The organism is Olsenella profusa DSM 13989 (assembly GCF_030811115.1).
GTDB classification, from domain to species: Bacteria; Actinomycetota; Coriobacteriia; order Coriobacteriales; family Atopobiaceae; genus Olsenella_F; species Olsenella_F profusa.
In genome coordinates this window covers 1322945-1334798 of sequence record NZ_JAUSQK010000001.1, presented here as the reverse complement: position 1 = coordinate 1334798, position 11854 = coordinate 1322945, and the positions used below count along the sequence as shown (strand labels likewise).

At 66.0% G+C, this 11854-nt stretch carries 11 protein-coding genes; 4 read left to right on the top strand and 7 right to left on the bottom strand.

Going from position 1 to position 11854, the window contains the following annotated elements; all coding sequences use genetic code 11:
- Positions 1-293: 293 nt before the first annotated feature.
- Positions 294-1223, bottom strand: coding sequence for a 1-phosphofructokinase (gene pfkB / locus J2S71_RS06160; RefSeq protein WP_307389742.1), 930 nt, complete (start codon positions 1221-1223; stop codon positions 294-296).
- Between the two features lie 310 nt (positions 1224-1533).
- On the opposite strand from pfkB, the gene J2S71_RS06155 reads away from it, so the two are divergent.
- From J2S71_RS06155 to J2S71_RS06145, 3 genes are read left to right on the top strand one after another with little or no spacing between them, the layout of a single operon-like run.
- Complete coding sequence (locus J2S71_RS06155; protein ID WP_307389740.1) at positions 1534-2742, top strand: NADP-dependent isocitrate dehydrogenase; 1209 nt, start codon at positions 1534-1536, stop codon at positions 2740-2742.
- Between the two features lie 28 nt (positions 2743-2770).
- Positions 2771-3295, top strand: a complete 525-nt coding sequence (locus tag J2S71_RS06150; protein WP_307389737.1) for an HD domain-containing protein — start codon at positions 2771-2773, stop codon at positions 3293-3295.
- Positions 3282-4154: a putative ABC transporter permease gene (locus J2S71_RS06145; protein ID WP_021725017.1), complete on the top strand. Its 873-nt coding sequence runs from the start codon at positions 3282-3284 to the stop codon at positions 4152-4154. The genes J2S71_RS06150 and J2S71_RS06145 overlap by 14 nt, the downstream gene beginning before the upstream one ends.
- A gap of 25 nt (positions 4155-4179) precedes the next feature.
- Here J2S71_RS06145 and J2S71_RS06140 read toward each other — a convergent pair whose 3' ends face one another.
- Complete coding sequence (locus J2S71_RS06140; RefSeq protein WP_307389733.1) at positions 4180-5469, bottom strand: glutamate-5-semialdehyde dehydrogenase; 1290 nt, start codon at positions 5467-5469, stop codon at positions 4180-4182.
- A 116-nt stretch (positions 5470-5585) separates the two neighbouring features.
- Between J2S71_RS06140 and J2S71_RS06135 the strand changes: the two genes are divergently transcribed.
- Positions 5586-6200: a hypothetical protein gene (locus J2S71_RS06135; RefSeq protein WP_021724933.1), complete on the top strand. Its 615-nt coding sequence runs from the start codon at positions 5586-5588 to the stop codon at positions 6198-6200.
- Between the two features lie 81 nt (positions 6201-6281).
- Here the strand turns inward: J2S71_RS06135 and J2S71_RS06130 are convergent, their stop codons facing one another.
- The 5 genes from J2S71_RS06130 to argB form a co-directional block, all read right to left on the bottom strand.
- A complete protein-coding gene (locus J2S71_RS06130; RefSeq protein WP_307389728.1) occupies positions 6282-7643 on the bottom strand; it encodes an alpha/beta hydrolase-fold protein in 1362 nt (453 codons plus the stop codon).
- 99 nt (positions 7644-7742) lie between these two features.
- Positions 7743-8162: a peptide deformylase gene (locus tag J2S71_RS06125; protein WP_021724942.1), complete on the bottom strand. Its 420-nt coding sequence runs from the start codon at positions 8160-8162 to the stop codon at positions 7743-7745.
- A 111-nt stretch (positions 8163-8273) separates the two neighbouring features.
- The gene (locus J2S71_RS06120; RefSeq protein ID WP_307389723.1) at positions 8274-9416 is read right to left on the bottom strand and encodes a CobW family GTP-binding protein; all 1143 of its coding nucleotides are present in this window, start codon (positions 9414-9416) and stop codon (positions 8274-8276) included.
- Positions 9417-9670: 254 nt separating this feature from the next.
- Positions 9671-10927 (bottom strand): aspartate aminotransferase family protein, encoded by a 1257-nt coding sequence (locus tag J2S71_RS06115; RefSeq protein ID WP_021724957.1) that lies wholly within the window; start codon positions 10925-10927, stop codon positions 9671-9673.
- 2 nt (positions 10928-10929) lie between these two features.
- Positions 10930-11829, bottom strand: coding sequence for an acetylglutamate kinase (gene argB, locus J2S71_RS06110; RefSeq protein WP_307389720.1), 900 nt, complete (start codon positions 11827-11829; stop codon positions 10930-10932).
- Positions 11830-11854: the final 25 nt, after the last annotated feature.

Genomic DNA, 11854 nt, shown 5'->3' with positions numbered 1-11854 from the left:
GTCCGAGACCCCTCCTGGGGCGGCAGGGCACCTGCAGCAGGACCTTCCCCAGGACTTCCGGCGGGAGGTGCTCCGCAGGAACGAGCCCTCTCTCGAAACCTTGGATGAGGGCTCGTGCGTCACGCAGTCATTGGCCCATGGGCCTCCTGCCTCGGAGGGCTTGCCGCGCTGGCCGCCACCGAGGCTGTGGTCGCTCCCGGGCGACCCGCCTGGCTTGTCGGCGCGCGCCAGGCGCAGGCGCCCCGTCAGGGCATCGATTCCCACCCCTCCCGCAGGTGGGGACTCTCAGGCACCTACAGCTGCGTGACCTGCACCTTGTCCACGAGGGAGTCGATCAGGTCGCGCGGGGCGGCCTGCGTCCCGGACTGCATCACGTTGGCGGCGCCCGTGGCCATGGCGAGCCTCATGGTCTCCTCCAGGCCCAAGCCCGTATCCTCCGCATAGGCAAGCGCCGCCACCACGGAGTCGCCCGCACCGACGGTGGAGCCCACCCTCACCTTCACGGGACTGGCCTTCACCGTCACGTCCTTGGTCACATAGAGGGCCCCGGCACCGCCCATGGAGACCATCACGCGATCAAGCCCCCCGTCGATGAGCTCGCGGGCGGCGGACGCGACCTCCCCGTCCGCATCGAGCGTGCGGCCGAACATGGCACCGAGCTCGATCTCGTTGGGCTTGATGAGGTCGGGCTTGGCCTCGATGCCTGCCGCGAGCTTGTCGCCATCGGCATCCAGGTAGACCCTGGCACCTGCGGCCTTGAGGGCCGTGACCCACGTCCTGTAGGTGCCCGTGGCGGCACCGCGCGGCAGCGAGCCCGAGAGCACCACGATGTCGCCCGTGCCAACCTTGGCGGCGAGCCGCTCAAGCATGCCGTTCAGCTGCTCGTCCGTCACCTCCGGACCGGGCTCGTTGATATCCGTGTTCGTCTTGTTGATGGGATCCTTGATCTTGAGGTTGGTACGCGTCTCTCCCGGGACCTCGAGCACCTCGCAGCTGACGCCAAGCTCGTCAAGCATGTTCTTGATGGTCGCACCCGTGTTGCCTGCCAGGAGCGCATAGGCAACCGAGGTGCCACCCAGCTCCTTGACGACCTTGGAGACGTTGATGCCCTTGCCACCTGGATCGACGCGCAGCTCGCTGATGCGATTGACGAAGTCGAGACGGAGGTTCTCGACCGTTGCCGTCTTGTCGAGTGCCGGGTTGAGCGTAACCGTGTAAATCATGGGAGCTGCCTTCCTCGCGAGGATTACCCTGTCTCCCATTCTAGCAATGCGTGCATGCATAGCCATGCGTTGGTGGGCGATCCAAGGTGTACGCCTGCGTTCCGCGCGCCGACATCTGCCCAGGATTGCCTCGTCGAATGTGACGGAAACGCACCCTGTAGGCGAGCGCCTTTCGTAGAGCCGACCCCCACTATGCATACATCGGCGCTTGAGACGCCGATGCCCCCTTCGTTGCCAAGGCGTATCCACATGAGGCGGAGGCGGGTTCCTCAAGTACCATGGGGGTACACGTATCATCAGGGAGGCATGCATGGCAGAACCCAAAGTCCAGATGAAGACCGCGCTCGTCGAGATGGACGGCGACGAGATGACCCGCATCATCTGGCAGATGATAAAGGACGACCTCATCTGCCCCTTCGTCGATCTCAGGACCGAGTACTTCGATCTGGGCCTCAAGCATCGCGACGAGACGGATGACCAGGTGACCATCGACTCCGCCAAGGCGACGCGACGCCTGGGCGTGGCCGTGAAGTGCGCCACCATCACGCCCAATGCCGCGCGCGTGAGCGAGTACGGCCTCAAGAGGATGTGGAAGAGCCCCAACGGCACCATCCGCGCCCTGCTCGACGGCACCGTGTTCCGCGCACCCATCCAGGTCAGGGGCATCGAGCCACAGGTACGCAGCTGGAGGCGGCCCATCACCATCGCGCGCCACGCCTACGGCGACGTGTATCGCAACAGCGAGATGCGCATACCCAGAGCCGGCACGGCCGAGCTCGTGTTCACGGCCGAGGACGGCAGCGAGGCCCGCGAGCTCATCCACCGCTTCGAGGGGCCCGGCGTCATCCAGGGCATGCACAACCTCGATGCCTCCATCGAGAGCTTCGCGCGCAGCTGCTTCGAGTACGCCCTCTCCACCGGGCAGGACCTCTGGTTTGCCACCAAGGACACCATCTCCAAGACCTACGACCACCGCTTCAAGGACATCTTTGCGGACGTCTATGCAACGGACTACCAGGCACGCTTCGAGCAGGCGGGCATCGAGTACTTCTACACCCTCATCGACGACGCCGTGGCCCGCGTCATGCGCAGCGAGGGCGGCTTCATCTGGGCCTGCAAGAACTACGATGGCGATGTGATGAGCGACATGCTCTCCTCCGCCTTCGGCAGCCTCGCCATGATGACGTCGGTGCTGGTCTCGCCCCATGGCTACTACGAGTACGAGGCGGCCCACGGCACGGTGCAGCGCCACTACTACCGCCACCTCAAGGGCGAGCCAACCTCCACCAACTCCGTCGCCACGATCTTCGCCTGGTCGGGGGCACTCCGCAAGCGCGGCGAGCTGGACGGGACGCCCGAGCTCGTGGACTTTGCCGACCGTCTCGAGGCCGCCACGATCGCCACGATCGAGGCCGGACGGATGACGGGCGACCTCGCGCGCATCACCACGCTCCCCCGCCCCCAGACGCTGGGCACCGAGGAGTTCATCCTGGCCATCGCGGAGCGCCTGAGGGCCTAGCCCGCAGGGCCACAGGAGGCCCACGCCCATGCCAATTCCCCACAGGACGCCCCTTGCAGCTGGTCGCTCCATCCAAGGCCTGATGGAGCGCCACTGCATGGACATCCTCGCCTCCGAGGGCATCGCCATCGAGCGCCGCTGCATGCAGCATGGCACCACCTCGGTCTTCAGGCATTCCGTCGCCGTCACGCACGCTTGCATCTCCCTGGCATGCCGCCTGCGCGTCCCCGTACACGAGCGCGACCTCCTGCGTGGGGCGCTCCTGCACGACTACTTCCTCTACGACTGGCATGAGAGCGACCCCGCGCACCGCCTGCATGGCTTCAGGCATCCTCGCACCGCCTATGAGAACGCGCGACGCGACTTTGCCCTCACGGCCATCGAGGGGAACATGATCCTGCGCCACATGTTCCCGCTCACGCCGGTGCCACCCACCTGTCGCGAGGCCTGGCTGCTCTGCATGGCGGACAAGTACGTCGCCACCCGCGAGACGGCGCGGGGCCTCGTGCGGCGCCTTCGTGGGAGAGGGGACGCACGCCGTGCCGGACGGTAGCCCTCTGACGCAGCCTGACCTCCTCTGGCTGCTCTTCCTTGCCTACAGCATGTGCGGCTGGGTCATCGAGAGCACCTACTGCTCCCTCCACGTCGGTCGCCCCATCAATCGTGGCTTCCTCAACGGGCCCTACATCCCCATCTACGGCTGTGGGGCCATGATCGCGGCCCTCGGGCTCTCCGGGCTGGACAGGTTGGGAATGGTGTTCTGTGCTGGTGGCCTCGCGAGCTGCGGGCTGGAGTACGTGACGTCCTGGGCCATGGAGCGCGCCTACCATGCGCGCTGGTGGGACTACTCCGACAAGCCCCTCAACATCAACGGGCGCGTCTGGATCGGCGGCTTCGCCGAGTTCGGTGCCTGCTGCGTGGCCGTGGTGCTGGTCAACCCATACCTGCTGGACGCCCTCGAGGGCCTGCCGCATCCCCTGCTCAAGCTGGTGGGCGCGGCAAGCCTGGCCCTCTTTGCCACGGATGCCGCCATCACCGTGACGGGCATGGCGGGGCTGCGCCAGAAGATGGACTACCTGCGCGAGGAGAGCCTGCTAAGACTGGCGAGCCTGCGCGAGGGCCTGCCCGCGCTCACCACGCCGGACATGGACGAGCTGATCAGGGGACGCATCCGCGCCTATGTGGAGGGCGCCGCCGCCCGGGTGCACGCCACCACACGGCAGCTCTCCCCGCTCCCCAGCCTGCGCGAGGCGGCCAGATGGCCCAGCCTGCCCTCGCTTGACGAGCTCGCCAGGACGTTCGCCGGGATGCTGAGCGACCAGGAACGGCGCGTGCTGCGGGCGTTCCCGCAGGCACGCCTCTCCGACTACCGCAGGCTCCTCGAGGAGGTGCGCGAGCGCCTGACCCGATAGTCCCGCACGTGGGGCCGCGGCGTCCCTACGCCAGGTCCCTGAAGTGGAACTGACGTCTGCCCTCGGCATAGTCGCCCACGACTTGGCCATGGCCGCGCAGCCTGTACTTGTAGGTCACGAGACCATCCAGCCCCACGGGACCACGCGCATGCAGCTTGCTCGTGGAGATGCCCACCTCGGCGCCAAAGCCGTAGCGGAAGCCGTCGGCAAAGCGCGTGGAGGCGTTCTGGTACACGCCGGCGGAGTCCACCAGATCCATGAAGCGCCCGGCCGCCACCGCGTCCTCGGTGAGGATGGCGTCCGTGTGATGGGAGCCATGACGGTTGATGTGGGCGATGGCCTCGTCCAGCGAGTCCACCACCTTGATGGAGATGATGGGCGCCAGGTACTCGCTGTCCCAGTCCTCGCTCGTGGCGGGCGCGCAGGGGATGAGGGCTCGCGTGCGCTCGTCGCCGCGCATCTCCACGCCCGCCGCATCGTAGGCTGCGGCGAGGGCGGGCAGGAAGCGCTCGGCGGCGTCGGCATGCACGAGGAGGGTCTCCACCGCGTTGCAGGCCGCGGTGTATTGGCACTTGGCGTCCACGCACAGGGGCACGGCACGCTTCACGTCCGCTGCCTCATCCACGTAGATGTGGCAGATGCCATCGGCGTGCCCCATCACGGGAATCTTGGTGTTGTCCATGATGTGGCGCACGAAGGCGTTGGAGCCGCGTGGGATGAGCAGGTCAACGAGGCCATAGCAAGCGAGCAGCTCGTCGATCTCGCTGTGGGCCTCGGCCTGGAAGAGACAGCTTGTGGGGAGGCCCGCCCCGACCGCCGCCGCATGCACGAGGCCGAAGATCACACGGTTGGTCTCGGCCGTCTCGGATCCGCCCTTGAGGATGGCCACGTTGCCGCTCTTGATGCAGAGCGAGGCAATCTGCACGAGCGCGTCGGGCCGCGCCTCGAACATGACGCCGATCACGCCGATGGGACAGCTCACGCGCGTGAGCGTGAGACCCTCGTCCAGCTCACGGAAGAGCAGCGTGCGCCCGAGCGGATCGGGCAGCCCCCTCAGGCTGTCAAGCCCAGCGACCACGTCCGCCAGCTTGTGCTCACCGAAGCGCAGGCGTTTGATGACGGCGGGGGCGACGGCGCCCCGCCGGGCACGCTCGAGGTCATGGGCATTGGCGGCAAAGACGTCGTCCTGGGAGGCCAGGAGCGCCTGCTTGATGCGGACAAGCGCGGCATTGCGCGTCTCGACGGGAGAGGCCGCCATGGCGGGACTCTCGAGCCTCATGCGGGCGGCGACGTCACGGATGGGTTGCGTGGCCATACCATACCTTTCTCACGTGCGACTCTTCCTCAGGATAGCCTCGCTGCGACAGGTGCACAACTCCTACAATGGGATCGGCGACAAGGTGCAACACGGCACCGCACAAGGAGGCCTCCATGAGCGAGATCGGCTTTTCCATCACCCAGAACCGCGTCCTGAGCAAGGAGGAGCAGCAGGAACTCCGTGCGCACTACCTTGCCTATGTGCGCGCCGAGCGCAGTCAGCACCGCAACCTCCATGCGGACCTCGATGCCATCTACACGCAGATCGACAGGGTGCTCCTCACCGACCAGGTGGCGCGGCTCGTGAGCATGCTGCACGATGCATCCCACGTGGTGCTCTTTGCCACCGAGGCATCCACGCTCTCCCTGAGGGAGTTCCAGCAGGCCATGCACGCCGAGAGCCGATTCGTTCGCATGGTGAGCGAGAACTCCCCGGACATCAATGGCATCAGGGCGCTCGGTGCGGGCGACCTTCTGGTCGTGGTCACCACGTCCAATGCCTTCGCCCAGCGCCAGCACGACGTCATCGCACGCAGCGGCGCCCACAAGGTGGTGGTCACGGCCAGCGAGGACGAGGGGACGAGACGGACCTTTGACGAGGTCTTTCAACTGGGACAGCACGCCATTGAGGGCGGGCCGCTCCACCGCATCTACGCCACGTTTGGCGTCACCTACTTCTTCGATCGCATCTTCACGCAGTATGCCGTGCGCTACGACGTGGAGGCATAGGCACGGCATCCGAATGGCCTGTGCCCCGCACGCACCAGTGCGTGCGGGGCACCCCAACTGCCCCTTTCCGGTGATGTGGCCCTACGTGGCGGACGCATCGGCAGACCGCTTGGCAGCCATCTTCTTCGCCGTGGGCTTCTTCGTGGCCTTGGCGGACGCCTTGCGAGCCTTTGGCTTGGCCGCCGTGTGTGCCTCCTTTTTGGCCTTGAGCTCCGCCTGCACGTCCACCAAGGCCTTGTCGGCAGCGGCCTTGGCCTTCTTGGCGGCCTGGGCCGCCGTGCGAGCCTCCCTCACCCGTTCCTTCGCGGCAGCATGTTCGGTCGCGGCACGTTCGGCGGCCCCCTTGGCCTCGCCGGCAATCCACTCGGCCTCGGAGAGCGCCTCGGCGGCAGCATCAGCCTTGGCCTGTGCCTCGTTGCCCGCATCGTTGGCATGGGCGAGGAGCTGGGCGATGCGATCGCGCTCGGCCCACGCCTCGGTGGCGAGGTCGGCAAGGCGCTTGAGCTCCCTTTCGTGCTCGAGCACCACGTGCTCCTCCGCCTCCTGACGGGCAGCGGTGACCTTTACCTCGCCCTTGGTCTGGCTGAGGGAAGCCTCGACGACCGCAAGCTCCGCCTCGCGCGCGGCCAGCACCTCCTCGGCGTGCTGGGCCTCGACCTCGGCGCGGGAGACCCGCGCCGTGAGCCTGCGCTGCTCGAGGCCATTGCGCTTGAGCAGGCACGGCAGGAGCTGGCGGCACATCTCCTGCCACCAGCACCAGTCGTGACTCACGTCGTAGCCCCACAGCTCGAAGGTGGCGTCTATGCCAAGCGCAGCCATGCGCTCCTCAAGGAGGCTCTGGCTCCACGCCCCCATCTCGCTGCCTTCCTGGCCACTTACGAAGGCAAGCTGGCCGTCCTTGAGCGCCTTGACGACATCGGATGCGGGATCGAGGTTGGCGACAAGGTCCACCGGCGAGAAGGCAAGCCACTCAGGCACCGCCCAGTCGCCCACCAGGGCGCGGACGTCATAGGTCCCGGAAAGGGCAAGCAGCCCCGCGTAGGCGGCGGGCTTGCGCAGCAGGGCGACCGTAACGTTCATGGCACCCATGCCCGCCCCCACGAGCAGGGGCCTCCTACGAGAGGTGGACGTCGTGCCCACGAAGGCAAGCAGCTCGTGCTCTATGAAGTCGAACCAATCGGCAAGGTTCTGACGGCGATACTCGTCGAGCGCCCCCGTCGCATGCCAGCTCTCGTCATCGAGGGAGTCGACGCAGAAGAGCTGGATGGTGCCGGCCTCGATGAGGTCGGCGAGCGCCGCGACCATGCCGTTGTTCTCCCAGCACACGCATGAGGCATCGGCCTCGGGGAAGGCGATCACCGGCTGACCCTTGGAGCCATACACCACCAGGTCAAAGTCGCGGTTGGCTCCCTCACCATGCAGGGTGTAGTCCTTGACAAGCATAGGGTCCTCCTTCATCGCGCCAGCAGTGGCTGCCCTGATTCTATTCCTTGTCCGCGCGCTCGTGCCGGGCTCCCCGCCGTTGGCGCCGCGGGCGCCTCGCTACACCAGCTTGCCCTGGCAGTGGTCGACCATATGCTGGACCATCTGCGCCGTCCAGCCCTCGAAGTCGTAGGTGCGCCGCTTGAAGGCACCATCCACAAGGTCATCGAAGGTCACCTTCACCTTGGCGTAGCGCGTGACCTTGGAGGTCCCGTCACGCGTGAGGCAGCCCTCCTCCACGCGCTGGGCGCCCAGGCCCATCACCACGCGGGGGTTGTAGAGCACGTGAGGCCCCTTATCCTCGTCCAGGTAGGCCACAACCTGCTTGGTGACACCAATCTGGTTGGCCGCCAGACAGGCACCGTCCTCGATGGACTCGATGGTGTCAATGAGATCCTGCGCAATGGGCGCATCCTCCGGCATTGCCCTCTCGCAGCGGATGGAGAGCACCTTCTCGTCCTTGCAGAGTTCCCTGATCACAGACGGCTTCCATTCATGAGTGCGGACGCCGAGAGTCCCTCCCGCGCCCTCCGACACGACTTCAGGCAGTGTATACCAAGTCGGCACGCCCCGGCCGAGGGATCCCTCACGCTAGGCGCGGGCACGCCCCGGATCCCACGCCACCAGGCACTCGTCCAGGCCTCGCTCCAACGCCGCGCGATCCATGTGCCTGCCAATGAAGCATAGCTTGGTCATGCGGTCGCCCAGCACGGGATCCCAGTCCTTGAGCACCTCGGGGTTGGCCTCGACGATCCGCCGCATCTCGTCCTCGGGAGCCGAGGCCACGAAGAGGCCATTCGCCTGCATGTTTGCCTGGCGCCCAGCCGTCTCGAACACGTAGCACATGTCCAGATCCTGGTTGGCCCACAGCATGCCCTTGGCGCGAATGACGCTGTCGGGCCAGGTCTTGACGTAGGCGGCGAAGGCGTCGACGTCAAAGGGGTGGCGGCGCTCGTACACGAATGTGGTGATGTCGTACTCCAGCACCTCGGGGTCATCATGCTCCTCGGGATGCTCCATGGCATCCATCCACGCCGCCGAATTGTATGCCCTGTCGAAGTCGAAGCGTCCCGTGTCGAGCAGCTCGCCCATCGGGATCTCCCCGCGCTCGGCCTCCACGATGACGGCATCCCTCTGCAGGCTGCGGATGAGGGCCTTGAGCTCGGCGATCTGGTTGGGGCTCACGAGGTCGCACTTGTTGAGGATGAGCGTGGAGCAGAACTCGATCTGCTGGATGAGCAGGTTCTCGATGTCGTCCTCGTCGATGTCGTCGCCCAAGAGCGCATGGCCACCATTGAACTCGTCGTACATGCGCTTGCAGTCCACCACCGCCACGATGTTGTCGAGCGCAAGCGGCGCCTGGCCACCCGCCCGCTCCTGGTCGCAGAAGGCGCTGATGGTATAGGCGATGGGGATGGGCTCGCAGATGCCCGATGCCTCGATGATGATGTAGTCGAACGTACCGGAGTCGGCGATGGACTGCAGCTGGTCGGTGAGGTCGCTTGACAGCGTGCAGCAGATGCAGCCGTTGGTCATGGGGATGAGGTCGTCCGTCTCGGACAGGCCTCCATCGGCGATGAGGGTGGCGTCCACGTTGACCTCGCCGATGTCGTTGACGATGACGGCGGCATGGATGCCCTCGTCGTTGGCGAGGATATGGTTGAGCAGCGTGGTCTTGCCCGCACCGAGGTAACCGGTGAGCAGGATGACCTTGACGAGTCGCTTGTGGGGCATGGAGGTCCTCCGAATGTCTGGCACCTGATACTCCGGGTGAGTCTATGCTCTCCGCACCTGACGGGTAGCCCCCAAACTGTACGCATGCGTAACTTCCAGAATTGCGATCCTGGGCAAACATCACGCAAGATGACAGAAATGTACACTTTGAACGCACTCGCCATGTACCGCCATTCATACAGGTGGTTCATCTATGCAAAGGGGATCGCGGCCATGCAGGCACGCGGCCCCATCCCGGCAAGGGGCGCATGAACCTAGGCCAACCCCTCGATGAGCCCGCGCAGGCGGCTGGCCATGGCATCCACCTGCTCGTCGGTCACCACCAGTGGCGGCAGGAAGCGCAGGATGGAGTCACCGATGTGGTTGAGCACCAGACCGGCAGAGAGGCCCTGTTCCACCAGCTCGGTGGCGATGGGCGCGTCAAACTGGGCTGCCCGCATGAGGCCGCGGCCACGCACCTCGCTCACGTGAGGCAGGGTTGCCAAGGCCTGGGTAAGATGTGCACCGGTGGCAATCACATGCCCGCCCACATGCTCGCCCACGAGGGTCTCGATGACCGCGCGCCCCACGACGGACGCCAGGGCGTTGCCGCCAAAGGTGGAGCCGTGGTCGCCCGGCCCAAACAGGGCGGCCACCTCGTCGCGCGCGGCGAAGGCCCCCATGGGGAAGCCACCGCCAATGCCCTTGGCCATGCTCACGATATCGGGCACGACGTCAAAGAGCTGATAGGCAAAGGGCGCACCGCAGCGGAAGATGCCCGCCTGCACCTCGTCCACCACGAGCACGAGGCCCCTCTCGTGGCACAGCCGGGAGACGCCCTGCAGGTACTCCTTGGTCACCGGCCACACGCCCCCCTCGCCCTGCACGCACTCGAGCATGACCGCGCACACGGGGCCGCACTGGTCGGAGGGGTGTGCGACGGCCTCCTCAAGCGCCGCCAGATCGTTGAGCGGCACCGCCTCGAAGCCGGCAGGCAGGGGCAAGAAGCTCTGATGGAAGGCCTCCTGACCGGTTGCCGAGAGCGTGGCCAGCGTGCGGCCATGGAAGCTCTTCTTGGCCGTGATGATGCCCGTGGCACCGCCCAGCGTGCGCTCACCCCACCTGCGTGCCAGCTTGATGGCACCCTCGTTGGCCTCGGCCCCGGAGTTGGCGAAGAAGGTCTTCCACGTCTCCCCCGTGGATCCCGTGATGTGCCCCGCCTCATCTGTCGTGGCACTCAGGATATCCGAGAGGTCACGCGCGAGCTCGTTGCGATTCTCCACGTAGTAGTAGTTGCCCACCTGCCAGAGCCTGCCCGCCTGCTCCTGCACGGCCGCGACCAGCGCGGGATGGCAGTGACCCAGGCTCACCGAGCCGATGCCCCCCAGGAAGTCCAGGTACTCTCGACCCTCGCTGTCCGTGAGCACGGCACCCCTGCCCGAGACGAACTCCACGGGCAGGCGTCCGTACGTATGCATGAGATAGGTGTCGTCCTGACCGATGAACTCGGCGTGCCTGTCAAACTCGTACATGGCTAGTCCTCCTCGGGTGCCTCGTAGTGTTCGGAGATCTCGGTGCCGATGCCGGCATCGGTGAAGGTCTCGATGATCATCGAGTGGGGCACGGTCCCATTGAGGATGGTGACCTGCCCCACCCCCGCATCGATGGCGTCGATGGCGCTCTCGATCTTGGGGATCATGCCATGCGTGAGCGTACCCGCATCCACGAGTTTGCGCGCCTCGGCGACGCTCATGCCTGCGATGAGGCTGTCCCTGTCGTCGAAGTCGGCGTAGAGGCCATCGACGTCGGTGAGGAAGAAGAGCTTGTCGGCCTTGAGGGCAGCGGCGACCCTACTCGCTGCGAGGTCGGCGTTCACGTTGTAGGAGCCACCATCCTTGCCAAAGCCCACGCCCGCCAGTACGGGGATGTAGCCATCCTCCAGGATCTTGTCGATGAGGTCGACGTTGACCTCGGTCACCTTGCCCACCCGGCCCAGGCTGGGGTCCTGCTGGGCGGCCATCAGCGTGCGGCCATCGGCACCCGTGATGCCCAGGGCGTAGTTGCCATAGCTGTTGATGGCACCCACGAGCTGGGCGTTCACCTTGCCCACGAGCACCATCTGCACCACGTCCATGGTGGCGTCATCGGTCACGCGCAGCCCGTCCTTGAACTGCACGCTGAGATCGAGTTGGTCGCTCAGTGCAGAGATGGCCTTGCCGCCACCGTGCACGAGCACCACGCGCACCCCCATGAGCTTGAGCATGAGCACGTCCTCGATGACCTTGGCCCGCAGCTCGGGCCTCTCCATGGCCGAGCCACCGTACTTCACCACAAAGGTGCTGCCCGACCACGCATTGATCCAAGGCAGCGCCTCGATGAGCACCTCCGCCTGCTCCTGTGACGCCCGTGAGGGCTGTCCCCTGCGTATCGCCATAGCCTGTCCCTCCCGTTGGAGTTGC

What these genes read in the sequence shown, in the direction of transcription:
- J2S71_RS06140 (WP_307389733.1), bottom strand. Translation starts at nt 5,469, where the DNA reads ATGGCCACGCAACCCATCCGTGACGTCGCCGCCCGCATGAGGCTCGAG.
- J2S71_RS06115 (WP_021724957.1), bottom strand. Translation starts at nt 10,927, where the DNA reads ATGTACGAGTTTGACAGGCACGCCGAGTTCATCGGTCAGGACGACACC.
- J2S71_RS06150 (WP_307389737.1), top strand. Translation starts at nt 2,771, where the DNA reads ATGCCAATTCCCCACAGGACGCCCCTTGCAGCTGGTCGCTCCATCCAA.
- J2S71_RS06130 (WP_307389728.1), bottom strand. Translation starts at nt 7,643, where the DNA reads ATGCTTGTCAAGGACTACACCCTGCATGGTGAGGGAGCCAACCGCGAC.
- pfkB (WP_307389742.1), bottom strand. Translation starts at nt 1,223, where the DNA reads ATGATTTACACGGTTACGCTCAACCCGGCACTCGACAAGACGGCAACG.
- argB (WP_307389720.1), bottom strand. Translation starts at nt 11,829, where the DNA reads ATGGCGATACGCAGGGGACAGCCCTCACGGGCGTCACAGGAGCAGGCG.
- J2S71_RS06135 (WP_021724933.1), top strand. Translation starts at nt 5,586, where the DNA reads ATGAGCGAGATCGGCTTTTCCATCACCCAGAACCGCGTCCTGAGCAAG.
- J2S71_RS06120 (WP_307389723.1), bottom strand. Translation starts at nt 9,416, where the DNA reads ATGCCCCACAAGCGACTCGTCAAGGTCATCCTGCTCACCGGTTACCTC.
- J2S71_RS06155 (WP_307389740.1), top strand. Translation starts at nt 1,534, where the DNA reads ATGGCAGAACCCAAAGTCCAGATGAAGACCGCGCTCGTCGAGATGGAC.